The sequence below is a fragment of the Sulfurihydrogenibium sp. YO3AOP1 genome, assembly GCF_000020325.1.
Taxonomy (GTDB): Bacteria; Aquificota; Aquificia; order Aquificales; family Hydrogenothermaceae; genus Sulfurihydrogenibium.
In genome coordinates this window covers 796,580-822,500 of sequence record NC_010730.1, presented here as the reverse complement: position 1 = coordinate 822,500, position 25,921 = coordinate 796,580, and the positions used below count along the sequence as shown (strand labels likewise).

26 protein-coding genes and 2 rRNA genes (1 of these 28 only partly in view) are annotated in these 25,921 nt (G+C 32.5%); 16 read left to right on the top strand and 12 right to left on the bottom strand.

What is annotated here, in order from left to right; all coding sequences use genetic code 11:
* A 23S ribosomal RNA gene (locus tag SYO3AOP1_RS04075) occupies positions 1-468 on the top strand (it extends 2,476 nt beyond the left edge of the window).
* A 41-nt stretch (positions 469-509) separates the two neighbouring features.
* A 5S ribosomal RNA gene (gene rrf, locus SYO3AOP1_RS04070) occupies positions 510-627 on the top strand.
* Positions 628-676: 49 nt separating this feature from the next.
* Here rrf and SYO3AOP1_RS04065 read toward each other — a convergent pair.
* The 6 genes from SYO3AOP1_RS04065 to SYO3AOP1_RS04040 all read right to left on the bottom strand — a co-directional run bounded on the left by SYO3AOP1_RS04065 (position 677) and on the right by SYO3AOP1_RS04040 (position 6,395).
* A complete protein-coding gene (locus SYO3AOP1_RS04065) occupies positions 677-1,633 on the bottom strand; it encodes a biotin--[acetyl-CoA-carboxylase] ligase (protein ID WP_012459498.1) in 957 nt (318 codons plus the stop codon).
* 9 nt (positions 1,634-1,642) lie between these two features.
* Positions 1,643-3,703, bottom strand: a complete 2,061-nt coding sequence (locus SYO3AOP1_RS04060) for a thioredoxin domain-containing protein (RefSeq protein ID WP_012459497.1) — start codon at positions 3,701-3,703, stop codon at positions 1,643-1,645.
* A 194-nt stretch (positions 3,704-3,897) separates the two neighbouring features.
* Positions 3,898-4,785 carry a slipin family protein gene (locus tag SYO3AOP1_RS04055; RefSeq protein WP_012459496.1) on the bottom strand — a complete coding sequence of 296 codons (888 nt, stop codon included), beginning with the start codon at positions 4,783-4,785 and terminating at the stop codon, positions 3,898-3,900.
* Positions 4,782-5,096, bottom strand: a complete 315-nt coding sequence (cutA, locus tag SYO3AOP1_RS04050; protein ID WP_012459495.1) for a divalent-cation tolerance protein CutA — start codon at positions 5,094-5,096, stop codon at positions 4,782-4,784. Before cutA ends, SYO3AOP1_RS04055 begins: the two co-directional genes overlap by 4 nt.
* Positions 5,097-5,107: 11 nt before the next feature.
* On the bottom strand, positions 5,108-5,995 hold the full coding sequence (locus SYO3AOP1_RS04045; RefSeq protein WP_012459494.1) for a carbon-nitrogen hydrolase: 888 nt from the start codon (positions 5,993-5,995) through the stop codon (positions 5,108-5,110).
* Position 5,996: 1 nt separating this feature from the next.
* The gene (locus tag SYO3AOP1_RS04040) at positions 5,997-6,395 is read right to left on the bottom strand and encodes a secondary thiamine-phosphate synthase enzyme YjbQ (RefSeq protein ID WP_012459493.1); all 399 of its coding nucleotides are present in this window, start codon (positions 6,393-6,395) and stop codon (positions 5,997-5,999) included.
* A gap of 119 nt (positions 6,396-6,514) precedes the next feature.
* On the opposite strand from SYO3AOP1_RS04040, the gene SYO3AOP1_RS04035 reads away from it, so the two are divergent.
* Genes SYO3AOP1_RS04035 through SYO3AOP1_RS04020 form a run of 5 tightly spaced genes read left to right on the top strand, consistent with a single transcriptional unit; the run spans position 6,515 to position 8,967 of the window.
* Positions 6,515-7,006 carry a redoxin domain-containing protein gene (locus SYO3AOP1_RS04035; protein WP_012459492.1) on the top strand — a complete coding sequence of 164 codons (492 nt, stop codon included), beginning with the start codon at positions 6,515-6,517 and terminating at the stop codon, positions 7,004-7,006.
* Positions 7,003-7,788, top strand: coding sequence for a ZIP family metal transporter (locus SYO3AOP1_RS04030; protein WP_012459491.1), 786 nt, complete (start codon positions 7,003-7,005; stop codon positions 7,786-7,788). The genes SYO3AOP1_RS04035 and SYO3AOP1_RS04030 overlap by 4 nt, the downstream gene beginning before the upstream one ends.
* Positions 7,789-7,828: 40 nt before the next feature.
* Complete coding sequence (locus SYO3AOP1_RS09410) at positions 7,829-7,984, top strand: hypothetical protein (RefSeq protein WP_012459490.1); 156 nt, start codon at positions 7,829-7,831, stop codon at positions 7,982-7,984.
* Positions 7,981-8,268: a hypothetical protein gene (locus tag SYO3AOP1_RS04025; protein ID WP_012459489.1), complete on the top strand. Its 288-nt coding sequence runs from the start codon at positions 7,981-7,983 to the stop codon at positions 8,266-8,268. The genes SYO3AOP1_RS09410 and SYO3AOP1_RS04025 overlap by 4 nt, the downstream gene beginning before the upstream one ends.
* 9 nt (positions 8,269-8,277) lie before the next feature.
* Positions 8,278-8,967 carry a molybdopterin-dependent oxidoreductase gene (locus SYO3AOP1_RS04020; RefSeq protein WP_012459488.1) on the top strand — a complete coding sequence of 230 codons (690 nt, stop codon included), beginning with the start codon at positions 8,278-8,280 and terminating at the stop codon, positions 8,965-8,967.
* 37 nt (positions 8,968-9,004) lie between these two features.
* Here the strand turns inward: SYO3AOP1_RS04020 and SYO3AOP1_RS04015 are convergent, their stop codons facing one another.
* Both SYO3AOP1_RS04015 and SYO3AOP1_RS04010 read right to left on the bottom strand, forming a co-directional pair.
* A complete protein-coding gene (locus tag SYO3AOP1_RS04015; RefSeq protein ID WP_012459487.1) occupies positions 9,005-10,063 on the bottom strand; it encodes a cytochrome-c peroxidase in 1,059 nt (352 codons plus the stop codon).
* A gap of 336 nt (positions 10,064-10,399) precedes the next feature.
* Positions 10,400-11,695 (bottom strand): ammonium transporter, encoded by a 1,296-nt coding sequence (locus tag SYO3AOP1_RS04010; RefSeq protein ID WP_012459486.1) that lies wholly within the window; start codon positions 11,693-11,695, stop codon positions 10,400-10,402.
* Between the two features lie 462 nt (positions 11,696-12,157).
* On the opposite strand from SYO3AOP1_RS04010, the gene argJ reads away from it, so the two are divergent.
* From argJ to SYO3AOP1_RS03980, 6 genes are all read left to right on the top strand, one after another.
* Positions 12,158-13,318 carry a bifunctional glutamate N-acetyltransferase/amino-acid acetyltransferase ArgJ gene (argJ, locus tag SYO3AOP1_RS04005; protein ID WP_012459485.1) on the top strand — a complete coding sequence of 387 codons (1,161 nt, stop codon included), beginning with the start codon at positions 12,158-12,160 and terminating at the stop codon, positions 13,316-13,318.
* A gap of 211 nt (positions 13,319-13,529) precedes the next feature.
* Positions 13,530-13,847, top strand: coding sequence for a hypothetical protein (locus SYO3AOP1_RS04000; RefSeq protein ID WP_012459484.1), 318 nt, complete (start codon positions 13,530-13,532; stop codon positions 13,845-13,847).
* 66 nt (positions 13,848-13,913) lie between these two features.
* Complete coding sequence (locus SYO3AOP1_RS03995; RefSeq protein ID WP_012459483.1) at positions 13,914-15,077, top strand: TolC family protein; 1,164 nt, start codon at positions 13,914-13,916, stop codon at positions 15,075-15,077.
* A gap of 57 nt (positions 15,078-15,134) precedes the next feature.
* On the top strand, positions 15,135-16,196 hold the full coding sequence (locus SYO3AOP1_RS03990; RefSeq protein WP_012459482.1) for an efflux RND transporter periplasmic adaptor subunit: 1,062 nt from the start codon (positions 15,135-15,137) through the stop codon (positions 16,194-16,196).
* Positions 16,193-19,255 carry a CusA/CzcA family heavy metal efflux RND transporter gene (locus SYO3AOP1_RS03985; protein ID WP_012459481.1) on the top strand — a complete coding sequence of 1,021 codons (3,063 nt, stop codon included), beginning with the start codon at positions 16,193-16,195 and terminating at the stop codon, positions 19,253-19,255. The genes SYO3AOP1_RS03990 and SYO3AOP1_RS03985 overlap by 4 nt, the downstream gene beginning before the upstream one ends.
* Positions 19,248-20,156, top strand: coding sequence for an AEC family transporter (locus SYO3AOP1_RS03980; RefSeq protein WP_012459480.1), 909 nt, complete (start codon positions 19,248-19,250; stop codon positions 20,154-20,156). The genes SYO3AOP1_RS03985 and SYO3AOP1_RS03980 overlap by 8 nt, the downstream gene beginning before the upstream one ends.
* A gap of 535 nt (positions 20,157-20,691) precedes the next feature.
* On the opposite strand, the gene SYO3AOP1_RS09335 is transcribed toward SYO3AOP1_RS03980, so the two are convergent.
* Complete coding sequence (locus tag SYO3AOP1_RS09335) at positions 20,692-20,844, bottom strand: flagellar biosynthesis anti-sigma factor FlgM (RefSeq protein WP_281340815.1); 153 nt, start codon at positions 20,842-20,844, stop codon at positions 20,692-20,694.
* 236 nt (positions 20,845-21,080) lie between these two features.
* Here SYO3AOP1_RS09335 and SYO3AOP1_RS03970 point away from each other — a divergent pair, with 236 nt between their 5' ends.
* From SYO3AOP1_RS03970 to tsaB, 3 genes are all read left to right on the top strand, one after another.
* On the top strand, positions 21,081-21,551 hold the full coding sequence (locus tag SYO3AOP1_RS03970) for a CBS domain-containing protein (protein ID WP_012459478.1): 471 nt from the start codon (positions 21,081-21,083) through the stop codon (positions 21,549-21,551).
* The gene (locus tag SYO3AOP1_RS03965; RefSeq protein WP_012459477.1) at positions 21,520-23,547 is read left to right on the top strand and encodes a diguanylate cyclase; all 2,028 of its coding nucleotides are present in this window, start codon (positions 21,520-21,522) and stop codon (positions 23,545-23,547) included. The genes SYO3AOP1_RS03970 and SYO3AOP1_RS03965 overlap by 32 nt, the downstream gene beginning before the upstream one ends.
* A gap of 249 nt (positions 23,548-23,796) precedes the next feature.
* On the top strand, positions 23,797-24,381 hold the full coding sequence (gene tsaB / locus SYO3AOP1_RS03960) for a tRNA (adenosine(37)-N6)-threonylcarbamoyltransferase complex dimerization subunit type 1 TsaB (RefSeq protein WP_012459476.1): 585 nt from the start codon (positions 23,797-23,799) through the stop codon (positions 24,379-24,381).
* Here tsaB and epmA read toward each other — a convergent pair.
* Genes epmA through rplU form a run of 3 tightly spaced genes read right to left on the bottom strand, consistent with a single transcriptional unit; the run spans position 24,365 to position 25,906 of the window.
* Positions 24,365-25,303 (bottom strand): elongation factor P--(R)-beta-lysine ligase, encoded by a 939-nt coding sequence (gene epmA / locus SYO3AOP1_RS03955; RefSeq protein WP_012459475.1) that lies wholly within the window; start codon positions 25,301-25,303, stop codon positions 24,365-24,367. The genes tsaB and epmA overlap by 17 nt on opposite strands.
* A gap of 41 nt (positions 25,304-25,344) precedes the next feature.
* A complete protein-coding gene (gene rpmA, locus SYO3AOP1_RS03950) occupies positions 25,345-25,602 on the bottom strand; it encodes a 50S ribosomal protein L27 (protein WP_012459474.1) in 258 nt (85 codons plus the stop codon).
* A gap of 13 nt (positions 25,603-25,615) precedes the next feature.
* Complete coding sequence (gene rplU, locus SYO3AOP1_RS03945; RefSeq protein WP_012459473.1) at positions 25,616-25,906, bottom strand: 50S ribosomal protein L21; 291 nt, start codon at positions 25,904-25,906, stop codon at positions 25,616-25,618.
* Between the last annotated feature and the right edge of the window lie 15 nt (positions 25,907-25,921).

Below are 25,921 nucleotides of genomic sequence, written 5' to 3'. Positions count from 1 at the left end.
GCGATCAGCGGATAAAAGCTACTCCGGGGATAACAGGCTAATCCCGCCCAAGAGCCCATATCGACGGCGGGGTTTGGCACCTCGATGTCGGCTCGTCGCATCCTGGGGCTGAAGTAGGTCCCAAGGGTTGGGCTGTTCGCCCATTAAAGCGGCACGCGAGCTGGGTTCAGAACGTCGTGAGACAGTTCGGTCCCTATCCGCCGCAGGCGCAGGATACTTGAGAGGAGCCATCCTTAGTACGAGAGGACCGGGATGGGGCAGGCTCTGGTGTACCAGTTGTTCCCCAAGAGCAGAGCTGGGTAGCCATCCTGCTACGGGATAAGCGCTGAAAGCATCTAAGCGTGAAGCCCACCTCAAGATAAGGTATCCCTGAAGGGCCGTGGGAGACTACCACGTTGATAGGCTGCAGGTGGAAGCTCGGTAACGGGTGGAGCCAAGCAGTACTAATCGCCCGTTTGGCTTGGCCTTTTACTACTTACAGTCCTACTAACCTGTTCAATTGCCAAATCCCTGGTGTCCATAGCGGTGGGGAAACACCCGGCTTCCATTCCGAACCCGGCAGTTAAGCCCACCAGCGCCCATGATACTGGCCGGGAGACCGGTCGGGAAAGTAGGTCGACGCCGGGGTTTTTGATTAATTTGATTCTATTCGAGGCGAAGCCGAGGATCACATGTTTTATTTATATCTAATGCTTAAATCTCCAACATATACAAATCTTAAACCTTCATCGGTTTTTAGCATTAAACTTCCATCTTCATTTAGACCAATCAGTTTTCCTGAAAGTATTGGTTTTCCATCTTCTAAAATCATAACATTCTGATTTATCCAAAGAAGATTTTCTTCAATCTTTTTAATGTCTAAGTACTTTTCTTTTATGAATTTTAAATAGTCTTTTTCTATTTGCTGTAATATGTCTAAAAATATTTCTTTTCTGTTAAATGTTTTTCCTTCTTCTATTTTTAAAGATGTTGCCACTTCTTTAATATCTTCTTCAAAATCTTTTATCGATTGATTTACATTTATTCCAACACCAACGATTAGCTTTGAGATGCTGTTATTTTCTATGCTGCTTTCAATCAAAAAGCCGGCTATTTTTTTTCCATTTAAATAAATATCATTTGGCCATTTGATTTTTATCTCTCCATTAACGTAATTTTTTAAAACTTTAAAAACGCTGTAATTAAATAGTAGGCTAAAATGAGATAAATAGTTTACTTCTATGCCCGGTTTTAAAACTATTGTAAAGTACAATCCTAAGCCTTTATGGCTAACCCATTTTCTATTTTTTCTACCTTTTCCGGCTGTTTGTGATTCTGCAAAAATCACCGTTCCATCTTCGTAGTTTTCTCTTTTTGCTTGCAAGTTTGTAGAGTCAATTTCTTCAAAATAAAGATAGTTTTTTCCTATGAATTTTGTTTTTAAGGTTGGAATTATTTCTTGTTGTAAGAGTTTATCAGAAGGCTGAATTATTCTGTATCCATGCTTATCTGATTCTATTTTGTATCCTAAGTCTTTGAGTTTTTTAATCTTTTTCCATACTGCAACACGTGAAACTTTAAAGATTTGTGCTAACTGCTCGCCTGACATCTTTTTTTCTTTTAAAAGTTGTATCAGTTTTGCCTCGTCAATCATTTAATACCTTTAATCTTTCATAAGATTTAAAGCATATTCTAAATCTTTCGTTGGTAAATTACAACTAAAATTTTTACAAACATAGATATCACATTCATCGGATAAAATCATGTTGCTTGTGTACGGAATTAACTCTTTTAGCTGTTTTTCGTTTTCTCTGTTTAAAAAGATAATCGCTTTATTAGGAATGAATTCGGTATTTATTTTATCTAAAACCTTTTCACAGTTTCCGGCTAACACTACTTCAGAAGTTGGATAGAAAACAAGCATTAAAACAATATTAAACATTGAGTGGTAAGATGGAAGTCTTTTAATCTCACCGCCAAATGCTTTTAGTGTTTCTATAGCAAAGTTATAATATTTTTCATTTCCTGAAATTAAATACAATCTATAGAGATTGTAAGCAGAGACCGAGTTTCCGGATGGAATAGCTCCATCAAAAGCTTCTTTTGGTCTAACTATCACATCTTTTGAATTTTTAGGGCTTAGGAAAAATCCGCCATTTTCAAAATCATAAAATTTTTCTATCATTAAATCTGTCAATTTTAACGCTGATTTTAGATATTTAATATCTCCTGTAGCCTCATAAAGCTCGATCAATCCCCAGCTAAAAAATGCATAATCATCTAAAAGCCCTTCAACTTTTACCTCTCCATCTTTGTATAGGTGGTATAGAGTGTCATTTTTAAACATCGTGTTTAAAATAAAATCTGCTGCAGTCTTTGCTTTTTCTATTAAATCTCTATCCTCAAACCCTTTTCCTGCTTTTGCCAATGCAGATATCATAAGTCCGTTCCAGTCTGTTAAAACTTTATCATCTTTTTGTGGGTGGACCCTTTTTTCTCTTGCATCAAAAAGTTTTTTTCTTATCTCTTCCAATTTAGTTTCTAATTGGTCTTGGTTCATGTTTAAATCATTTGCCAGTTCTCTTATAGGTTTCTTTAAATATAAAATATTCCTCCCTGTCAAATGTCCTGTAGCTTCCTCTAAATAGTTTCCTTCCTCTTTAACATTAAAAACTTTGATTACAAGACTCAACTCTTCATCATTTAAAACTTCTTTAAGTTCATCGATAGTCCAAGTATAAAATTTACCCTCTTCACCTTCACTGTCTGCATCCTCAGAAGAGTAGAAAACGCCTTCCTTAGATGTCATATCTCTTAAAACATAAGCTATAGTCTCTTGTGCGGTTTTTTTATAGAAATTGTTTTTTGTAAGTTGATAGGCTTCTGTGTATGCCATTGTTAACATTGCTTGGTCGTATAGCATCTTTTCAAAATGAGGCAGTAACCACTCTCTATCTGTTGAGTATCTATGAAATCCAAACCCTACATGGTCATACATACCACCAAGTCTCATATTAATGAGCGTTTTTTCAGCCATCTTCAAAGCTTCCATTTCTTTTGTATGATAGTAGTATCTAAGTAAAAACAGAATGTTGTGTGGGGTTGGGAATTTTGGCTTGATAGAAAATCCGCCATATTCTTTATCAAATCTTGATTTTAAATCTAAATAACAAGCATCTATAATATCTTTTGAAATCTCGTCAGATTTTCCTTTAAAATCGTTTTTAAGATATTCGATAACTTTTTCTGCTCTTTGGATTAAGTCTTCTTTATTGTTTTTCCAGTATTCAGCTACGCTTGTTAGCAAATCCACAAGTCCTATTCTGCCGGGTCTTGAATATTTTGGGAAATAAGTTCCTGCAAAAAATGGCTTTTTATCCGGAGTCATAATAATGGTCAAAGGCCAGCCACCACTTCCATTAAACATAAGACAAACATTCATATAAATAGAATCTATATCAGGTCTTTCTTCTCTGTCTACTTTTATAGAGACAAAGTTTTCATTTAGAATTTTTGCAACTTCTTCATCTTCAAAAGATTCTTTTTCCATCACATGACACCAATGGCAGGATGAGTATCCAATAGACAAAAAGATTGGTTTGTCTTCTTTTTTTGCTTTTTCAAACGCTTCATCACACCAAGGATACCAATCCACCGGATTATAAGCATGCTGAAGTAAATATGGACTCTTTTCATTTATAAGTCTGTTTGGCTTTTTATTCATGATAACCTCTGTACTTTTATTTTGTTTAAAATCTTAGATAACTGCAAGAAGTTTAACAATAGGATTTATCATAATTAATTTGGGCTTAGAAGATCGTGTCAATAATAAAGCTAAATGATAGCAAAGCAGAAAAGTTGAAAATAGAAACCGTTTTTATGTCTTAATTATTATCATGTACCTCCTCCCAATATTGCTTATTCACTTTCTCGTTTTTCTTCAGATTTGTTAATTTTAGAATTTTTAAATATTTCAAATAATTCCATAGGTAGTGGTAAAACTATAGTATTGGAGTTGTATTGACCAACTGTTGATAATGTTTCTAAATATCTTAACTGCAATGCTATTGGCTGTTTAGCAAGCATTTCTGCAGCTTCTGTAAGCTTTTGCGCTGCTTGATATTCTGCCTCCGCTTGAATGACTTTTGCCCTTCTTTCTCTTTCTGCCTCTGCTTGTCTTGCAATTGCTCTTTTTAGTTCCTCTGGAATGTCTATTCTTTTTAATTCAACAGTTATAACTTTAATTCCCCATTGGTCTGTTTCTTGGTCTATTATTTCCTGAAGTTTTGAATTAATTTTTTCTCTTTGAGATAAAAGCTCATCAAACTCAGCTTGACCGCATATACTTCTTAATGTAGTTTGAGATATTTTAGATACTGCATAAAAATAATTTTCTACATTTATAACGGCTTTGATAGGGTCTACAACTTTAAAATAGACAACTGCGTCCACTTGTACAGATATGTTATCTTTTGTTATTACATCCTGTGGTGGAACATCCATAGTAACAACCCTTAAATCCACTTTAACCATCTTATCAATGAAAGGAATTAAAATAAACATTCCCGGACCTTTTGGTCTTCCTAAAACTCTACCAAGTCTAAAAACAACAGCCCTTTCATACTCATTAATTATTCTGACTGAAGTTGCCAAAAAGATAATGGCTAATACAACTAAAACAGGTATAAATCCAGCCATAGCAAAAACACCTCCCAAACTTTGTATTATTAATACAACTTTATTAATTCCAACGATCGATAGAAACATTACAACAGCAAAAATAATAAAAATAATTAAATCTTTCAAGCTACAGTCTCCTCAATCCATTTTAAATAATCTTCAAAGCCATCAATAATTGGCAGTGCTATAATCTCCGGAACAGTATAACTATGCATCTTTCTTACTTCTTCTATTAGTTTTTTAAATACGCCTTTTTTTGTCTTTATAATCATCAAAGACTCTTCTGCTTTTTCTATGTTTCCTTGCCAAAAGAATACGGAATTTACTTTTTCAACTATATTTACACATGCCACAATATGATTCTCTACTAAATAGTTTGCTATTTTTTCTGCTTCTTCCTTAGATGGAGTGGTTATTAGTATAACTATATACTCCATGCCTTCCTCCTTTAGTCAATAAATCTTTTTGTAATATCTTGATAGCTGTCTATTCTTCTATCTCTAAAAAATGGCCAAGTAGTTCTAACTGAATCTATGATTGATAAATCTACTTCACAAATGATGTTTTCTTCTTTATCTACAGAGCCTTTAACAAGAAGTTCTCCGTAAGGATTTGATACAAAGCTTTGACCCCAAAACTCTATTCCTTCATTTCCGTCAGGGCTTTCTTCATAACCGACTCTATTAATCGCCACTGCATAACAGCCGTTGGCTACTGCATGAGACCTTTGGATTGTTTCCCATGCGTTATACTGAGAATTTCCAAACTCTTCTTTTTCCGATGGAAGCCATCCTATAGCAGTTGGGTAAAATAGAATTTTAGCACCTGATAATGCGGTTAACCTTGCAGCTTCTGGATACCATTGGTCCCAGCAGATCAAAATGCCAATATCCGCATACTTTGTTTTAAAAGTTTTGTATCCAAGGTCTCCGGGAGTAAAATAAAACTTTTCATAAAAATGTGGGTCATCCGGGATATGCATTTTTCTGTATTTTCCAAGATAACTTCCGTCAGCATCAATTACTACCGCTGTATTGTGATAAATTCCTTCTGTTCTTTTCTCAAACAAAGATGCTATTATCACAACTTTTAAATCTTTTGCCATTGTTTGTAAGGTTTTTATAGTCTTAGAATTTTCATTTATTTCTTCTGCAAGCTTAAAATAAGACCAATCTTCAACTTGACAGAAATATTTAGACTTAAAAAGCTCTTGAGTACAGATAATGTTAGCTCCATTTCTTGCAAGGTCTTTAATTTTTTCTAAGGTTTTTTCAAAATTTTCTTCTACATCATCGCTACATTTCATTTGAATCAAGCCTACATTTACTTTATCCATTTCAACCTCTCAATATTTTGATATACACTTTTCTATTTCTTGGTCCGTCAAACTCTGCAAAAAATACACCTTGCCATGTTCCAAGCAGCAGTCTTCCATTTTCTATAATAATATTTATACTGTTGCCTGTGAGAATAGATTTTATGTGTGCAGCAGCGTTGCCTTCAATATGTTTGTAATTATTCATCCATGGAACAAGTTTTTCAAGATGATTTTTTACATCATAAACAACATCAGGGTCAGCATTTTCATTTATAAAAACACCAGCCGTTGTATGTGGCACATATACAGTGCAAATGCCAGAGTCTACTTTACTCTCCGAGATAGCCTGACTTATTAAGTCTGTAATATCAATAAAATCTGTATGACTTTTAGTTCTTAAGTTAATGGTTATTAACATTGCTTTTCAACCTTCATACGAAAATTTGGATATAAAATATATTACACTGATTAATCTCATTTTAAAATATTAGATAGAATTATAATAATAGTAATCATTTTTAATAAAGGAGATATATCATGAAAAAAGTTTTTATTGGGTTAATGCTTGTAGTGGCATCAGCTTTTGCGGCAAATCCAGAAGATTTGATTGGCAAAAAGTTTATTGATGTGTATGGAAAAGATGAAAAGGGTAAAATTGTAAAGCTTTCTGATGTGGCAGGAAAAGGTAAGTCAGTTGTGGTTGTATACTGGGCTATTGGCGATGTAGATACTTATAAGGTATTACCAGAAATAAATAAAATTGGTAAAAAATATAAGGATAAAATCATTCTTATTGCACCGCTACTCAGTGTATCTGATGATAAAGAAGTAAAGGAGGCTAAAAAGTTGCTTCATTTTGATTTTCCAGTATGGCTGGCCGGAAGTGATTCAATTAAAGCATATTCTATAGAAAAAGTAGATGTTCCTTACATTGTATTTATTGATAAAGACGGAACGATAAAAAACATAATGGTAACTGCAAGAGACTTAAAGAAAATAGAGGAAAACATTAAAAACCTAATAAAATGAATCTTTATTTTTATGCATTCTTAGGAAGTTTGTTTGCAGGACTGGCTACTGTTATAGGTGCCTTTCCTGTTTTGATTGGTAGAAAAATAAGTCCAAAAGTTCAAGATGTTCTCCTTGGGTTTAGTGCTGGAATAATGTTAGCAGCTTCAGTTTTCTCTTTGATAATTCCAGCTTTAAGCATCTCAGAAAATGCCTTTCACAAACCCTTTAACGTATTTTTTATTTCTTTTGGAATTTTATGCGGAACTTTTTTATTTTTAATCTTGGACAAATTGATACCGGAAGATTATTTTTTGAAGATTTATGAAAATTCTGATGCAAAAGCTTTAAAGAAAATGTGGCTTTTTGTTTTGGCAATCACAATTCACAACTTTCCTGAAGGTATGTCTTCAGCCTTAGGGTTTTTTAAGGGTGATATATACGGCGGAATATCCTTAGCTTTTGGTATAGGTGTTCAAAATATTCCGGAGGGTATGGCGGTTGCCTTAGCACTTCACTTAAAGGGCTTTTCTATTAAAAAGTCTATTTTTGTATCACTTTTGACAGGATTGGTTGAACCAATAGGCGGACTGGTTGCGATCGCTATATTTACAATTTCAAACTATATACTACCCTTTGGTCTTGCCTTTGCAGGTGGAGCAATGCTCTTTATTGTAAGCAAAGAGATGATACCGGAAACTCATAAAAAAGGCTATGAGACGGAGGCGACCCTTGGTCTAATAGCCCGGGTTTATTTTTATGATGATTTTAGACACAGTTTTATCATAGAAAACAAATATTAACAAAGTAAATTTATATTACAAAAAGGTTAAGGAGAGGAAAATGGATATTTTTAGTTATCTATTTGGAATAGTGTTATTTTTAATAGCTTCTTATTTTTTGTATAAGAAATTTAAAAAAGATATTCAAAAAGGCAAGTGTGCAGCCTGCAACCTTTCAGAAGGCTGTGAAAGCATAAAAAAGATTGAGATAAAATGAGAAAAGCTTTTCTTTTATTGTCCATTTTTTTATATGCAATATTTCTATTAGAAAGCATTACTGGATACTGGATAGAAAAACCAAGAGAGATTTCGGCATTATTTTTTAACCTTTTAGAAAGAGGTGATGTTTACTGGCTTCATGTAAATATACTTCCGATTTTATTATATATTCTGATTTTATTCCATACCACATTTACATTAAAAAGATATTTTGACTATAAACTTGTTCTGACTCTCAATATTCTAATTTTTATCTTTCTTATATTTTTGCATTTTAAATAGGAGATAGCTATGAGCAGAAGAGACTTATTGAAATTAATTGGTCTTGGTTTACTTCCTTTTGAATCCTTTGCAGGAATTTTAGATGCTTTTAAAAAGACTAAGCCGGTGGATTTGATTAAGTATACACCGCAAGATAAGCTTTACATTGTTGATATTAAAGGTATTCCAGATTCTGTTAAAAATTTAGATTTAAAAAATTATAGATTAAAAGTATTTGGTAATGTTCAGCAGAGCTTTGAATATACCTATCAAGATATTTTAAGCATGGATTTTGTAGAAAAAGATATGATCCTTGAATGTGTCTCTAATGCCAAAGGTGATAAAATAGGGAAGATAAAAGTTAAAGGAATTTTGTTATCTAAAATATTAGAAAAATCAAAGCCATCGAAAAACAGTAAAGAAGTTGTTTTTAGGTCTTTTGACGGATATCATACAAGCATAGAAATTGATTATATCAATCAATACAATCCAGTCTTAGTATATCAGATAAACGCAGATGAAGACGGAAGATTATTTAAGCCTTTAAATTTAGACCATGGATATCCATTAAGGGTTGTGTGTCCTGAAAAGTGGGGTTATAAATCTGCTAAATGGATTAAAGAGATAGAAGTCGTTAGTTATGATTATAAAGGATATTGGGAAAAACAAGGTTGGAGCGATAGGGCTATCAGAGGAAAGGACTATTTTGATATAAAATGATTTAATCCGGGAGCTTTAAGCTCCCGGGCAAGGATTGTTATATTTGAGGCTTTGGTGTCTTAGGTGAAGAAGGTGGTAGAACTGGTAATTTTAAAGCATCTTCTGGTATTTTTCCGGTTAAAGAATCTAAGAATGCAACAATTTTATCAACCTCTTCTTCTGTTAGATTAATTCCAAGTTGTGTTTCTCCCATTATTTTAACAGCTTCTCTTATATCCCAAACTTTTCCATCATGGAAGTAAGGATATGTTCTTGTTATGTTTCTTAAAGATGGAACTTTATAAACATATTTGTCTGCTTCATTTTTTGTAACATTGTATCTACCTAAGTCCTTAGGGTCTTGGTATGGATATGGTTTAACAATTCCAAATTTTTGGAACATACCACCACCAACTGCAACACCATTATGACAAGATGCACAACCTTTTTCTATAAATAATTTCAATCCTTCTTTTTCCTTTTCTGTTAATGCCTTTGTATTACCTTTTAGAAATTCATCAAATCTTGATGGTGTAACTAAGGTTCTTTCAAAAGCAGCAATTGCTTTTGCTACGTTGTCATAAGTAACAGGGTCTTTATCTTGTGGGAATGCTTTTTTAAACTCTGCAACATATGCATCAATAGATTTTAATCTTGCTATTACAATTTCTGGGTTTGGCATGGACATTTCAACAGGATTTAAGATTGGTCCTTTTGCTTGTTCTTCTAAATTCTTAGCTCTTCCATCCCAAAATTGTGCAATGTGAAATCCTGCGTTTAATACAGTTGGTGCATTTTTTCCACCTGTTTGGAACTTGTGTCCAAGGGATGTTTCAACACCATCTACTCCATAAGTTGCCAAGTTGTGGCAAGTATTACAGCTAATAACACCACTTAAAGATAATCTTGGGTCATAATAAAGTTTCTTTCCAAGTTCTATTTTTTCTTTTGTTGTTGGATTATCTGATGGTGCTGGTATTTGTTTTGGTAATGGTTGGAAGTAGTTTCTTGCTTGGTTTAATAAATCCTTATCATTAATTTTTTGTCCTGCAATAGAAAAAGAAGCAACACCAACGATAGCAGTAGAAACCAATCCAGCTATGGCTAATTTTTTCATCTAACTCCTCCTTAATAGTAATTATTATTAATAATTATAAATCTTTAACGGAAGAAAGTCAAATTTTTGTAAGACTGTTATAAAAATTTTTGTAAGTTGTAGAATGATATGTAAATATAGCTCTACTTTTACTTGTCATCATGAAGACTTAAGTCCGAAGGATCTCCTCTTTTAAAAGTTAGAAAGGAAGGAGATTCTTCGCTTCGCCCAGAATGACAACTTTGATTTTTGGAACAGTCTCGCTGCAGAATGATAATCAAAAGGTTGATTAATTTTTAGACTTAGTCAAAATTTTAACAGTACTCTCAATTTTTGCCAAAACTATAACGAGAAATCTCATCCTTTTAACTCAAAGCCTCTTTCGCCATGTACTGCCTCATCAAGACCCATAACTTCCGTCTCTTCATCAACTCTTGCACCACGAGATAAAGTTGATGTAATAAAGTATAAAATAGCTGTCATTATTCCAGTAAACAAGATTACAGCCACTAAACCTAAAATTTGTATAAAAAACTGCTTTATATTTCCATACAACAAACCAGCTCCAGCTGGATTAACCTGTGGATTTGCAAAAATACCAGTTGCCAATGTTCCCCATATTCCGTTTAATCCATGAACTCCAAATACATCTAAGGAATCATCATATCTAAATCTATGTTTTAACCAAAAAACGCCTATAAATCCTATAATTCCGGCAACAAAACCTATTATGATACTTCCACCTAAACCTACAAATCCGGCTGCCGGTGTAATTGCTACAAGTCCCGACACTGCTCCAGATGCTGCACCAAGCATTGTTGCCTTTTTTGTAATTATCCACTCTACTAACATCCAAGATAAAGTTCCAAGCGCTCCGGCTGTATTAGTTATCAAAAGTGCAGATGCCGCTATTTCATCTGCTTTAAGCTCGCTGCCTGCATTAAAACCAAGCCAGCTAAACCATAACAAACCTGCTCCGGCAACCGTTAAAACTACAGAAGATGGTAAGATTGCTTTTCTACCAAAATCATTTCTTTTGCCCAATAATAGTGCAAGTACAAGACCTGATATTCCAGAAGCAGTTTCTACAACCGTTCCACCTGCAAAGTCTAATAATCCAAGCTTTGATAAAAATCCACCACCCCATACCCAGTGAGCAACAGGTGAATATACAAGAGTTATCCAAAGAATTACAAATACTAACCAAGCCTCAAATTTCATTCTTTCAATAACTGCACCACTGACTAATGCTACTGTAATTGCAGCAAACGTTAATTGAAATGCTACAAATAATAAAGTTGGAATATTTCCCACTGACCATATATCATTTACAGAAATGCCATTTAAAAGTACATTTTCCAAGCTGCCTATTATTCCTCCAATATCCGTTCCGAAAGCCAGTGAGTATCCCCATAGCACCCACACTACAGAAGTAATACAATAAGCTAAAAAGCTCATTCCGATCGTGTTAAGGATATTTTTTGTTCTTGTCATTCCACCGTAAAATAAAGCAAGACCTGCCGGTGTCATCAGCATGACTAATGCAGTTGCAACAAGAACCCACGCTGTGTTACCAACATCTAACTTTTTAGCTTCTTCTGCATAAGATAACAAAGGTATTAAGCTTGTTGTTAAAATCAATATTTTTTTCATCTTTAACCACCTCTTGAAAATTCTCAAATCATTAGAATATGCAACTTTGATGCCAAATTAAAAATATAAGTTTTTCAGTATCTTAAATAATTATCAAATTTTTTAATTGAACAAAAATTCAGCAATTTTATAAACCTTTTGCACGTTTTTTGTGCAAATTACACTCTACTTCTCACCTCTCATATTTTTATTGCAATAAAGTTAAATAAATACACTGGGCGAGAAATCAGTAATTTTTATAAAATTTAAAAAGGAGATCTTTCGGACTTACGTCCTCAAAATGACAAGGAAAGTATGGGTAATTCATGAATTGCCATTACAGAAGAGGATTGAGAATTTAGAAGCAAAGTATCGCTATTTTGTGAAGCCGGCGAGAAATCTATTGCTTTTACTGAATTTCTTGCCCGACGTATTGTATAATCATATTGTTAAATAAATAACAAAGGAGAGAAAAATAATAAAATGAATATAAAAATGGGCGTTGCTAAAGCTGGAATAAAACCTTCCGGCGATTATGATATTTTAGTTTTAATATTTCCACCATCGGTATATTCGGCAGTTTTTACTAAAAATTCCTTAGCAGCTGCACCTGTGATATATGATAAGTTAGTTTGCTCATTGCAAGATAAAATTTCTGCTATAGTTGTCAACAGTGGAAATGCAAACGCCTGCACAGGACAGCAAGGTTACGAAAATGCAGAAAAGATGGCACAGATAACAGCTGAAAGTCTTGGTATTGATAAAGAAGAAGTGTTAGTATTTTCTACAGGTGTTATAGGCGTTCAGCTTCCTATGGATAAAGTAAAAAATGGTATAGAGACTGCTTCTTCATCATTACAGGAGCTTGATTTAGAATTAGCAGCAAGGGCTATATCAACAACCGATGCATTTTATAAATATTACGAAACAAACGGACTGATAGAGGATAAAGTTTTTACCGTAAAAGGCATTGCAAAAGGTGCTGGAATGATACATCCAAACATGGCTACAATGTTAGCTTACATTTTTACCGATGTAAAAATAGATAAACCTACCCTTGACAAAATTACAAAATTAGTTGTAGACAGAACCTTTAACTCTATCTCTGTTGATGGATGTGAAAGTACAAATGACAGCTTTGTAATAGTAGCAACAGGAGAAAGTGATGTTGAAATAAACGATTCTAACAAACTTTATTTTGCAAAAAAAGTTTATGAAGTTGCTTTAGAGCTTGCAAAAATGATAGTAAAAGATGGAGAAGGTGCTACAAAACTTATAGAAATAAATGTTCATCAAGCATTTTCAAAAGATGAAGCAAGAAAAATTGCAGAAAGTATAGCATTATCTAACTTGTTTAAAACAGCAATGTTTGGAAACGACCCAAATTGGGGAAGAATTTTAGCGGCAGTAGGTCAAACTCATATCGGAATTGATTTTTCTAAAGTAAAACTTTATTTAGGAGATTTCTTATTATACAGCGGACAGCCATTAGAATTTGACAAAAAACAGGCAAGTGAATATCTAAAGAATAACAAGGAGATAAGAATTGATTTATACTTAGGTCGCGGAGAAGAAGAATGGACTTATTACACATGCGACCTTGGATATAAATACGTTGAGATAAATGCAGAGTATACGACTTGACACTAAAGTTTAATCTATATGCATTAGATAAAAGATTAGAAGAATATGGAGGATGTTCCAAAATTTCCTTATGACTAAAAAGTAAACTTTGCTATTCATCCTGGGGCTGTAAAGCAAAGGATCACATTTTTATTAAATCTGTCATTTTTTTTATTATAATGTATGATAAAATTATGCCAAGATAAGATGTATAAACTGAGGCTTTATGTGTATGAATTTTAAAAAGATTTTATTAAGCTTGTTTATATTTAGCTTGTTATTTAATATATTCCATGATTATGTTATTCAAAACATAGAAAAACATGATGTGCAAGTTTTAGTTTTAGAGGAAAAACAAAGTAATCAAAAAGACCAAGTCTCAGACCTTATAAACAAAATTCATCAAGCATTACACATGCCCTACATTCAAATTGAGAATACTCATAATTATAACTATGAAATAACATCTAAATTTTCAGCAGATTTAAAATCTGATTTATTCAAATATCAACTAATCTCAGAAATCTTTAAACCACCCATATTAATTTAACCCTCCTTTTAACCATCTACAAAATCCTAAAATAATAAGCGATTTATAAACTTTCGGAGGCAAACTATGAAAAGAATATTATTAGCATTGTTTACATCTTTTAATTTAGTAAATGCAGAAACTTTTGAAGAGATATTAGAAAAAAGCATTAACAATGACCTTATAAAAAGTAAGTATTACGAAGTAATGTCCTATGAAGGAGATATAATCAAAGCAAAAGCACTCCCAAATCCGGAAGGATACATAAGCTTTGAAAGACTGACAGGAAATAATACATCAGGAAATCTAACAGAATTTCATATACTTCAACCGCTAAGGTTGTATGGACAAAGAAAGTATCAAACAAACCAAGCAGAAAAGGAGTTTCAGCATCAAAAACTAAACTTTGAAGCGTTCAAAAATACATATACAGGGAATCTATACACGTTATTCTACGAAGCATTGTACAACAAATATTTATATGAAATAGCTCAGGAAGAGATGAAAACATCAAAACAAATTTTAGATTTTATAAAAAAGACCTATCAACTTGGAGAGACTACAAAGCTTGACTTACTTAGAGGAGAAAAAGATTATAAATTTACGGAAGTAAAACTTAATTTATCAAAAACTAAGTATGAAGAGTCGGTAAAAAGGTTATCAGGGTTTGTAGGATTTGATATAAAAGACGTTGAAGGGGATATAAATCAGATAAGACAGATAAAAGATAAAGATTTAACGACATTGCCACAAATTACAGCCATAAATAGTAAGATAGAATCCTTAGAAAATTCATACAAATTTCAAAAAGCTTTAGCAAAACCACAAATTAGCGTAGGTTTTATCACAACAGAGCAAGCAACCGGCAAATACTCTGCAGGTTTGATGCTAACTTTTAGCATACCTGTATTTTACAAAAACTTAGGAGAGATTGTTAACATACAAAACCAAAAGGCAAGCTTTGAAAAATTACAAAATTATCAGCTTGAAAATATAAAGCAAACCACAGCAGCCATAAAAGAAAGCTACAACATTTTAAAATCTCAGCTTGAAGAGATAGATAACAAAGTCTTACCGGATATGAAGGCTCAACTAAGTCTTGCAGAAAAAAGCTATAAGTTAAGAGAGTTAACACTTTTTGAGTATCTTACAATAAAATCTCAGTATTATGAATTACTTAGATACAGGGCTGAATTGTTAATGCAAATTCATAAGCTTTATGGTGAATACATTGCAATAGTAGGTGAGTAAGTGGTTGATAGGTTAAAAATCTACTTTTCACGTTTAATTTAAAAAGGAGGTAAACATATGTTAGTTAGAAAAGCTTCAATAATGATTTTACTTTTATCACTATTTACTCTATCAAACGCTCAGGAGATTATACTTAAACCAGAGATTGGAAAAAAGATAAATCTAAAATCCGAAAAAGTGAAAAAAGGTGAGGTGGCAGAGTATCAAACATTTCCAGCAGTGGTAAATGAAGACCCAACATTAAGCTTTGCCGTTTCATCTCCTGTGGAAGGAATAGCTGAAAGGGTTTATGTTAAGCTTGGAGACCATGTAAAAAAAGGTCAGATATTGCTAACTGTTTATTCTCCAACGATTGCAAACTTGCAAGCAAATATCGAAATGGCAAAGGTTAAATTCCAAACAGCCAAGCAGGTATTAGAAAGAGAAGAAAATCTTTATAAAGAAGAAGTTATACCGTTTGCAAGATATCAAACAGCAAAAATTGAATATGAAAAAAGTCTTGGAGAGTATCAAGCATTGAAAAAAGCTCTAAGCTCTTATGGAGAAGTCAAAGGAAATTCTATTCTTTTAAGAAGTAAAGTTAACGGATTTGTTGCTGATATTAAAGTAATAAATGGTAACCCTGTAAATGTTGGTGAAGAACTTATGAGAATCCATTCTCATGAGAGACTTTGGGTAATTGCTCAGGTGCCTTTTGAAATTACAAAAGATTTAAAAATTGGTCAAAAAGTTATTGTAATATCCCCGCTAAATAAAGAAATCATCGGAACGTTAAGTCTTATAAGTCATGAGATTGACCCAAAAACAAGAAGAAATGATATAAGAATAGTTGTCAATAATGTAGAAGATTTTCTTAAACCTAATCTTTTTGTAAATGTAAAATTACCGCTTAAATCAACCAACGGTGTTTTAGTTCCTTTAAAAGCTGTTTTTGAAGAAAAAAGCATATACTACTGCTTTGTAAAATCAGGCAATAAAGCCATTTTAAGAGAGGTTAAGATAGCTGAAAAGGTAGGAGATTTTTATAAAGTTATTTCAGGACTAAAAGAAGGTGAAGAGGTTATCACCGATGGTCTAATCTTTCTTAAAACTCAGGTTTTTGGGGGTGCCGGAGAATGATTGACTTTATCTTAAGATATAAATTTATAGTTATTTTCATTCTGTTCTTGATTGTTGGTATTGGTATTTACTCATTTAAAAGCTTACCAATAGATACTTTTCCAGACCCAACACCAGTTCAAGTAAACATTTACACAGAAGCTCCCGGCTTGTCGGCTGAGGAGGTAGAAAGTCTTATTACAAAAAAAGTAGAAACATCCATGTCTGGAATTAAAGATGTTACAACCGTTAGAAGCGTATCTTTACCCGGTTTATCTTATGTATCGATATTTTTTAAAGACGGAACGGATATATACTTTGCAAGAAGGCTTGTAATGGAGAAATTAACAGCAGTAAAAGGAATGCTGCCATCCCAGTATAATCCGGTGATGGGACCAAACAGCTCAGGGCTTGGAAATGTTCTTTTTTATGTTTTAACATCTAAAACAACTCTTTTAACAGATTTAAGAACTATCCAAGAATGGAAGATTAGACCTTTGATAATGTCGGTTGATGGAGTAGAAGAGATAAGCCAGTGGGGACCAGAAAAAGCTTTTTTAGTAAAGCCAGACCCGGAGAAATTACTTGCCCTTGGATTATCTCTTGATGACATAGCTAATGCAGTAGAAAAAGGCGCTGGAATTGCAGGCGGTGGATTTTCTAAAACTCCGGAAGGAGATTTAATCGTTAGGTCAGTTGGATACTACACAAGCATTGAAGATATCGGAAATATATCGATCCAATCCTTAAATGGAACTATCATAAAACTAAAAGACATAGCCAAGATAGAAGAAGGGGAAGTACCAAACAGAAGAGGAGCTTTTACATTAAACGGTGAAGAAGTGCAAGGAAACATCATCTTAAAAAGAGTAAATACAAGCACCCAAGAATTGGTAGCTAAATTAAAAGAAAGAATTGAAGAAGTTAAAAAAATACTGCCTAAGGATGTGGATTTAAAAGTAATCTATGACCAGTCTTATCTCACCCAAAAGGCGATCTTTACAATAGAAAAAGCTTTATTGGAAGGAATAATTTTAATCTCTATTGCTATGCTTTTCTATCTTGGCAATATCAGAGCTGCTTTTTTAGTTGTTCTATCTATTCCGCTTACTCTTTTAATGGCTTTCATATTCATGAAAAACTTTGATATAAGCGGTAATTTAATGTCTTTAGCAGGTCTTGCTATTGGAATAGGGCTTTTTGCAGATGCGACGGTTGTGGTTGTAGAAAATATTTACAGACATTTACATGAAACCGGTCTATCTCAAATAGGAGAATCTAAAAACAGCATAGTTTCAAAGTCAGTAAAAGAAGTTTTTAAACCGGTTTTATTTGCAATTTTAATAATAACCATCGTCTTTTTGCCTATCTTTAGTTTTGAATCTGTTGAAGGTAAGTATTATAAGCCGTTAGCTTTGACAATAATTTTTGCTTTAATCTCATCTCTTTTAGTTGCATTTGTGTTTATGCCTGTAATGTCTTATTTCATTTTAAAGCCATCTAAAGAAGAAGAGACAAAAATCATGAGATATATAAACGATGTATATCACAAGATTTTATACAAACTATTAAGATATCCAAAGGCGGTTATTTCTATCGTTTTAACGGCATTTATTTTTTCCTTGTTTTTACTTTCAAGAATAGGAACAGAGTTTGCACCTACTCTTGATGAAGGAGCTGTTTTAGTAAAAAGCTTTTTAAATCCAAACGTCTCTTTACAAGAATCAAAAATGGTTGCAAGCTTTGTGGAAGAAATGGCAAAATCCTTTCCAGAAGTTGAAAATGCTTTTTCGAACATAGGAAGAGCAGAAAGAGGTGAGCCAGAAGATGTTAGCTACATAGAGACGTTCATCACTTTAAAGCCATACGACCAATGGAAAAATTTTAAAACTAGACAAGAGTTTGAAAATGCACTTCGGGAAAAACTTAAAGATTTCCCCGGGGTATCATTTAGCTTTACACAACCTATCCAAATGAGAATCGATGAACTTTTATCCGGCGTAAAATCTACCGTGGCTATAAAAGTGTTTGGAGACGATTTAAACAAAGTAAATGAAATAGCTTTCAAAATTAAAGAGATAGTCGAAAATACAAAAGGTGCTGTCGATGTAGAAACAGAAAGCCAATCAGGAAAACTTCAACTTAAGATAACTCCAAAGATAGACCAGCTAAATAGATACAATCTAAAAACAGAAGATATTTTAGCTCTTGTTGGAAAATACTTTGCAGGATACGAAGCAAATCAAGTAAAAGAAGGGCTGATAACATTCCCTGTAATCGTCAGACTTCCGGAGGATTATATAAACGATATAGAAAAGATAAAAAACATTCCTATCCAAACGAAAGATGGCTACTTGCTTACATTGTCACAGGTTGCAGATTTAGAGATAACGCCCGGATTTTTCAAGATAAGACATGAAAATGGAATTAGGTATGCCTTGGTTCTATCTAATCTTGAAGGAAGAGATTTAGGTGGATTTGTCCAAGAGCTAAAAAATAAGATAAGCACACAGATAAAACTTCCGGAAGGTTATTTTATACAATTCTCAGGACAGTTTGAAAACCAAGAAAGAGCAATGAAAAGACTGTCTATCATTGTTCCAATAGCAATTTTCTTAATCTTTGTCTTGCTGTATATAAATTACAACTCAGTAAAAGATGCTTTGATAGTTATGTTAAACGTTCCTTTTGCTACCATTGGCGGAATAGTATCGCTCTACATATCAGGCTATAACCTATCAGTTCCGGCTGCAATTGGATTTATTGCTGTATTTGGCATTGCTACATTAAACGGAGTTGTGCTAATATCTTATATAAGACAGCTTTTACAGGAAGGATTAGATATAGATAAAGCTATAGAAAAAGCAACCCGCTTAAGACTAAGACCAATATTAATTACAGCTACCGCAGCATCCTTAGGACTTATACCAATATTACTAACCTCAGATATTGGTTCAGAAACTCAAAAACCTATTGCTACTGTCGTCATAGGTGGAATATTCACATCTACCATGCTAACACTGTTAATTTTACCTATAGTTTATAAGACGTTTTACAGAGTCGGACTGAAAAATGCTTGAAAATCTTTTACAAATATTTGTGTTTTTTATACTTGGTTATACGGCAATAAAGCTGAAAATAATTCCGCAAGAATACTCAAAAGCATACATAGACTACATAATGAATTTTGGCTTTCCAGCCCTGGTTGTTTACAATATCTACAGACTAAGATTTAGCTTAGACGTTTTGGGTATTATAATCCTTGGCTGGATAGCCATCTTTTTGACTATCTTTGTCTCCCATCTAATCTCAAAAAGCTTAAAATTAGACAAAAAAAGAACGGTTGCATTCATAATGATGTCTACATTTTCTAACACAGGATTTCTTGGATATCCATTTATCCACTCTTTGTATGGAGAGGAGGGTTTGAGATACGCGGTAATTTTTGATAATCTTGCAATGTTTTTACCTATCTTTTTACTTGCACCATTTATAATAAACTATGCAAAGGAAGGAAGCACTAAAATCAACATCAAAAAATTACTTCTTTTCCCGCCGTTTATTGCGTTAGTTATAGGTGTATCTTTAAAACCCTTTGATGTCCCGGAAATTTTTCTAAATCTTCTAAAAACACTTGGTATGACTGTTATTCCTATTATCTTATTTTCTGTTGGCTTAAATCTAAGATTTTCACACATAGGCAAAGATTTAAAGCTTTTAACGGTTAATATGTTGGTAAAACTATTTGCATCACCTTTAATTTTGCTTCTTATCTTACTGATTTTGAAAATAGATTTAACTCTACCTTATAAAGTAGCAATTTTGCAACTTGCTATGCCGCCCATGGTTTTAGCCTCCATTTATCTAATAGATGCTGACCTTGAAAAAGATTTTGCAGTCTCTTCTGTAGCAATTGGCATTATTTTAAGCTTTCTATCAGTGCCAATATGGTATTTTTTATTGAATAGTCTGAGTACGTAAAGATTTACTGTATGTTAAGATTAAATATCTTAGATTAGAAATTAGTGATTTCTATAGAATTTAAAAATGAGAACCTTTGGACCTACCTCCTCAGGATGACAAAGAAGTGAATGTAGAGGCAATTCATGAATTGCCATTACAGAAGTTAAGAGTAAAATATCGTCATTCTGCAGCCGGCGAAGAATTTTCTCTTTCACACCTTATTCTGTCACTCTGAGCGAAGCGAAGAGTCTCCTTTTTTTCTTTTCAAATCAAAGAATTAAAAGAGGAGATCCTTCGGACTAAAGTCCTCAGGATGACGAGGAAAGACAAACTTACAAAAATTTTGGAACAGTCTCTTCTGCAGCCGGCGAAGAATCTCCTACTTTTACCCAATTTTTTACTCTAAGAACTGCCCCCAACATCCAACACTTTTAACTTTTACTTTTTTAAAAGAGGAAAGTAAAAGACGATCCGCATCCAGCGACAGGTGAAGAAGCTAATACTTTTTTAAAAATTTCTCGCCTATAGCTTTGGATAAATTTATTTTGTATGCTTAACTTTTTTTTCTAAACTTTTCTAACATTTTTTCAACAATTTCTTCAGCAGGAACATTGTAATTTTTTTCTCTGATTAATCTTTTTAATTCCTCAATTCTTTCTTTTCTCATCTCTTGCTCCTTAATAATCTCCTCTAACAATTTATTCAACTCCTTGTCGTCTAAAAAATCCTTCAAGGTTTATTTTCCTCTCGCAAGCTTTTAAAATTAGCTACAAATCTCAAATTTAGTATAATAAATATTCGGTAAATAATTAAAAAACTTTATTAATTTTAAAATAAGCGGAATTTAATCTTAAATTAATATAACCTATAGAAGTTGTTGAAAAAATAAATTTTAGATTATAATTATAATTATAGTTTTTAATTTGTTGAGAGGACTTTGAAATGCTTATATCATTAGGAGATTGTTTGCCTGAGATTGACCCGGTTGTTTCGTTTGACTTAACATTGAAAGATGTTATCTCTAAGATGGCAGAGTATAACAGAGGTTTTGTTATATTGGTTAACAATGGCTCTCCAAAAGGTATTTTAACAGAAAGAGATGTAAATAAATTATTTTCTTTGAACGTTTCATTAAATGAACCTGCTATAAATTTTGCGAATAAGAATATTGTAACAGCAAAACCTAATATATCAATTTACTATGGCATTGATTTAATGCTTGAAAATAATATAAGAAGATTGGTATTGGTTTCTGACGACGGAAAATATGTGGGCACTGTAACGGTTGACGATATACTCAGACATCTTGATGATGAGGCTTTAACCAGAAAGATAAAAGTAAGAGATCTAAAATTCAAAAATGTAATAACCATAAATAGCGATGCAACATTATACGAAGCAAGTAGATGCTGAAAATCGGATTAGCTGTCTTCCTGTTGTTGATGATAATAATTTAATTGGTATTATCACAGAAAAAGATATTGTTAAATACATTTCAAAAGGCATAACAGAAGACAAAATTGGAGATTTGGCTTCAAAACCTGTAATAACAGTTTCATTCAATGACACGCTGGACAATGTTTTAAAGTTGATAAAAGAAAAAAATATAAGACATTTGGTAGTACTTAATGAAAACGATAAAATTGCAGGCATCTTAACACAGCGAGATATATTGAGGTCCTTAGAATTTGATTATACAAGATTTCTTGAAAAAAAGCTAAGGTTTACAAAAGAAGCCTTAGGATTATTCCCTGACCCAGTTATTGAACTAGTTGATACAGGTAATGAGCAGATTTTAATTTGGGGAAATCAAAAAGCTGCCGAGATCTTTGGTAATCTTAATTCAAAAAACATAGAAGATATAATACCAGAAAAAGAATGGTCTTATATTTTTTATAAACTTAAAAAAGAAGGAAAAGTTGAAGGTATTAAGTTTAATACAGAAAATAAATATTTTGAGCTTTCTGGCGTATATTTTAATATAGAAGAGAGAGATTATAAAGGCAGAATAAAAATAGTTCTAAAAGATATAACGACAGAATATGAAAAGAGTGAGAAATTTAAGAAAGAATTAGATATCTTAAAAAAAGTAATTAACTCTACGGAAGATATGATGATTATTTATCAGCCTACCACTGGAAAGCTTAAACTTTGGAATAACGCAGTAAGATTAAGATTAGGATTCACTGATGATGAACTTAAGAATAAAACTATTTACGATATTGTGGAAATAGATAGGAATATTCTTAATGAAAATATTCAGAGAATTTTAAGAAAGGGCGAGGTTATTAGAGGACAAAGATTTTATAAAAATGCATACAATAATTTTTTAACGGTTGAAATTATAGCCACAAAAGTTTCTTTTAACGGTGAGGATGATATACTTATCGTGGCGAGAGATATCTCAGATAAATTAAAGATGGAAGAAGAGTTAAGACAAAAGGTAAAAGAGCTTAGCGGAATACATGAATTTATTCTAAATTTAAATAGATGTCATCAGGAAGAGGAAGCTTATAATTTATTATCCCATACTTTAATTCATAAATTAGGAATTGATACAGTTTCTATTTTCAAGATAAATCCATCTCTCAATAGAATACAAGAACATCTTGTTTTTGGCAATGGGAATTATAAAAGCTGTTTAGATAACAATCCCCATTACTGCAAAGTTTTCAATTCTCCACAAAATTTTATAGTAAATTCCCCAGATTCTTATAAATGCAATCAATTTTGTTCTGATTTTTGCTCATATATGTGTTTGTCTGTCGTTTCAAATGGCAAAACGATTGCATTATTGTCATTAATATCAAAAAAAGAAGGATTTTTTACACCAGAAAAAGTTAGCTATATTAATGATTTAATAAATATTTTTTCACCAGTTTTATCAAATTTAAGACTTATAGAGATAAATAAAGAGTTATCTATAAGAGACCCATTAACTGGACTTTACAATAGAAGGTTTGCATTAGAGTTTATGAATAAAGAGATAGAAAAATCAAAGAGAAATGGAAAGCCTTTAAGTATTGTCATGATAGACCTTGATGATTTTAAAAAAATTAATGATATTCACGGTCATTCTGCAGGAGATAATATATTAAAAATTTTTAGTGATGTATTAAAAAAAGAGTTAAGAAAGTCAGATATCTCTTGTAGATGGGGTGGAGAAGAGTTTTTATTAATACTCCCAGAAACATCAAAAGATAAAACTTTAGATGTAATAGAAAGAATTAGGATGACATTTCAATTAAATACAATGGGAATTGTATCATCACGCCCATATTTAACTGCGAGCATGGGAATTGCATCTTACCCCGAGGACAGTGATAATATTGATGAAATTATTAAAATTGCCGATGATAGGCTTTATGTTGCCAAGAGAGAAGGGAAAAATAGAGTAGTGACACATTAAGATTAATATTGTATGTTATATAAATCTGAGGCTGTTCCAAAAATCCGCATCGTTATTCTGAAGCCGGCGAAGAATCTCATTTTAATTTTTAAAAAGCCTTAAAACATGAGATCCTTCGGCCTTCGGCCTCAGGATGACACGGAAAGGTAAGCTTATGGGAATTTTGGAACAGTCTCCCGTTTTATTGAATTTCTTACCTGACGTATATACAATAATAGTTTCAATAAAATTTAATAGGAGTTTAACATCGTGTTTTTGAGTATAGATACATTTTCAGATAACTTTGGAGTAGCGATTATAAAAGATAACAAAGTTTTAGTTATACGTGAATATCTAAAGCCAAAACCGTTTTCAGAAGTATTGATGCCAGAAATTCAAGATATATTTAATAAGCTTAAAATAGAACCTTCACAGTTAAAAGGAGTTATAGTAAATCAAGGACTTGGTTCTAATACCGGTTTACGTGTAGGTTTGATTACTGCTAAAACTCTTGCCTACTCTTTGAATATAAATCTATATTATTTCAGAACCTTAGATGTTATGGTCTATAAATACAGGCATTTTTGTGGCGATGTGATAGCAGTTTTAAACATAGGAAAATCAAACGTTGCTTACAAAATTAATGAAAATGAACCCGTTATCACTTCTTTTGAAGAGTTTAAAAATCAGTTTGAGAAAAAAGAAAATAGCTTAATTATTGAAAAAAATCTTAATTTAGATTGGAATAATTGTATAAGTCTTAAAACTTCTTTATGTGTAGATGGTGGATTTTATGCTCTTGAAAGAGATTTAAAAGCCGACCCATTTTTATTAGAGCCTATATACCATGAATAGATTCTAAATCTAAGAGAATCATTATAAGCCTATCAATTCCTAAGGATGCGCCGCTACACTCAGGAAGGTTTTGAGAAGCTTTTATAAATTCAGTATCTAATGGATAGTCAAAACCTTCTTTCTTTTTCTTTTCAATATCTTGCTTTAGTCTTGATTCAAGTTCTACCGGGTCGTTTAGTTCATGATATCCATTTACAAGCTCAATTCCATTTATATAGGCTTCAAACCTTTTTCCTTTTCCATCTTTTACTTTAGCAAAAGCTGAAAGCTGTGGTGGATAGTCATAAATAAACGTAGGTTTTTCTTTGCCAAGATTTGGCTCTACATAAAAGGCATAAATTCTAAAAAACAACTCCTCCCAATCTTGACTTTCTTTAAAGTAGCTTTCTTTTTCTTTTAAAAATTTGTTCATTTTATCTATATTTTCCGGATATATACCTGTATAAATGTAAAAAGCTTCATCTACTGTGATTTTTTGCCAGTCTAACAGGTTATATTCCCTGCCTTTGTATTTAATCTTAGGTTTTTTGTACAATGATATCGCAGATTCTATAAAAATATTTTGAGTGTCTTCCATTAAATCATCCAAATCATATCCAACTCTGTACCATTCAAGCATCGTAAACTCTATCTTATGCTTACAAGACCCTTCGTAATTTCTAAAAACTTTTGTAATTTGAAATATATCTGTCTTTATTTCAGATAAAATTTTTTTCATTGAAGGTTCTGGCGATGTATGAAGAAATTTCCTAATTGGCTGACTTCTTTCATCGTACACGAAAAGTTCAACCGGATAGATATTATTATCTAAGTTTGAGAAGTCTCGAAGAATATCTGTAAAAACCTCTATTGAACCGGTTCTATAAAAATATTCTCGGATGGATTTGATTATTGTTGATTTATCAGAATAAATTTTTTTCATTAGATAAGAAAGCTCGGGACTTAAATCCCGAGTTTGGTATTTTACGTCTCTACTGGATATACGCTTACTACTTTTTTTCCTTTCGATGTTTCAAATTTGACTTTTCCATCGATTAACGCAAAGAGAGTATAATCCTTACCCATTCCTACGTTTTTACCCGGATATATTTTTGTACCTCTTTGTCTAACTAAAATGTTTCCGGCTCTAACAACTTGACCGTCGTATCTCTTTACTCCAAGGCGTTTGGATATACTATCGCGACCGTTACGTGTTGAACCACCACTTGCTTTTGATGCCATCTTTTATTCCTCCTTAAACAATTTCTTCAACTTTAATTAATGTGTAAGGTTGTCTATGACCTTTTAATCTTTTATAGTTTTTCTTTCTTTTATACTTAAAAACTAATATTTTTTTATGTTTATCATGTTTAACAACAGTTGCCTTAACTTTTCCTTCTGTTTTTAACTCGCCGTTGTCTAATCTTACACAGATTGCTGGCAATTCTACTGTTTCACCTTCATTTGCACATAATTTTTCTACTTTTAATAATCTTCCCGGTTCAGCTTTATACTGCTTTCCACCTGTTTTTACTATTGCATACATATATCAAAACCTCCT

Bases quoted from the DNA above. Each gene is read 5' to 3' on its own strand.
- SYO3AOP1_RS04065 (WP_012459498.1), bottom strand. From the start codon at position 1,633: ATGATTGACGAGGCAAAACTGATACAACTTTTAAAAGAAAAAAAGATG.
- SYO3AOP1_RS04060 (WP_012459497.1), bottom strand. From the start codon at position 3,703: ATGAATAAAAAGCCAAACAGACTTATAAATGAAAAGAGTCCATATTTA.
- cutA (WP_012459495.1), bottom strand. From the start codon at position 5,096: ATGGAGTATATAGTTATACTAATAACCACTCCATCTAAGGAAGAAGCA.
- SYO3AOP1_RS04045 (WP_012459494.1), bottom strand. From the start codon at position 5,995: ATGGATAAAGTAAATGTAGGCTTGATTCAAATGAAATGTAGCGATGAT.
- SYO3AOP1_RS04040 (WP_012459493.1), bottom strand. From the start codon at position 6,395: ATGTTAATAACCATTAACTTAAGAACTAAAAGTCATACAGATTTTATT.
- SYO3AOP1_RS04035 (WP_012459492.1), top strand. From the start codon at position 6,515: ATGAAAAAAGTTTTTATTGGGTTAATGCTTGTAGTGGCATCAGCTTTT.
- SYO3AOP1_RS04030 (WP_012459491.1), top strand. From the start codon at position 7,003: ATGAATCTTTATTTTTATGCATTCTTAGGAAGTTTGTTTGCAGGACTG.
- SYO3AOP1_RS09410 (WP_012459490.1), top strand. From the start codon at position 7,829: ATGGATATTTTTAGTTATCTATTTGGAATAGTGTTATTTTTAATAGCT.
- SYO3AOP1_RS04025 (WP_012459489.1), top strand. From the start codon at position 7,981: ATGAGAAAAGCTTTTCTTTTATTGTCCATTTTTTTATATGCAATATTT.
- SYO3AOP1_RS04020 (WP_012459488.1), top strand. From the start codon at position 8,278: ATGAGCAGAAGAGACTTATTGAAATTAATTGGTCTTGGTTTACTTCCT.
- SYO3AOP1_RS04015 (WP_012459487.1), bottom strand. From the start codon at position 10,063: ATGAAAAAATTAGCCATAGCTGGATTGGTTTCTACTGCTATCGTTGGT.
- SYO3AOP1_RS04010 (WP_012459486.1), bottom strand. From the start codon at position 11,695: ATGAAAAAAATATTGATTTTAACAACAAGCTTAATACCTTTGTTATCT.
- argJ (WP_012459485.1), top strand. From the start codon at position 12,158: ATGAATATAAAAATGGGCGTTGCTAAAGCTGGAATAAAACCTTCCGGC.
- SYO3AOP1_RS04000 (WP_012459484.1), top strand. From the start codon at position 13,530: ATGAATTTTAAAAAGATTTTATTAAGCTTGTTTATATTTAGCTTGTTA.
- SYO3AOP1_RS03995 (WP_012459483.1), top strand. From the start codon at position 13,914: ATGAAAAGAATATTATTAGCATTGTTTACATCTTTTAATTTAGTAAAT.
- SYO3AOP1_RS03990 (WP_012459482.1), top strand. From the start codon at position 15,135: ATGTTAGTTAGAAAAGCTTCAATAATGATTTTACTTTTATCACTATTT.
- SYO3AOP1_RS03985 (WP_012459481.1), top strand. From the start codon at position 16,193: ATGATTGACTTTATCTTAAGATATAAATTTATAGTTATTTTCATTCTG.
- SYO3AOP1_RS03980 (WP_012459480.1), top strand. From the start codon at position 19,248: ATGCTTGAAAATCTTTTACAAATATTTGTGTTTTTTATACTTGGTTAT.
- SYO3AOP1_RS03970 (WP_012459478.1), top strand. From the start codon at position 21,081: ATGCTTATATCATTAGGAGATTGTTTGCCTGAGATTGACCCGGTTGTT.
- SYO3AOP1_RS03965 (WP_012459477.1), top strand. From the start codon at position 21,520: ATGCAACATTATACGAAGCAAGTAGATGCTGAAAATCGGATTAGCTGT.
- epmA (WP_012459475.1), bottom strand. From the start codon at position 25,303: ATGAAAAAAATTTATTCTGATAAATCAACAATAATCAAATCCATCCGA.
- rpmA (WP_012459474.1), bottom strand. From the start codon at position 25,602: ATGGCATCAAAAGCAAGTGGTGGTTCAACACGTAACGGTCGCGATAGT.
- rplU (WP_012459473.1), bottom strand. From the start codon at position 25,906: ATGTATGCAATAGTAAAAACAGGTGGAAAGCAGTATAAAGCTGAACCG.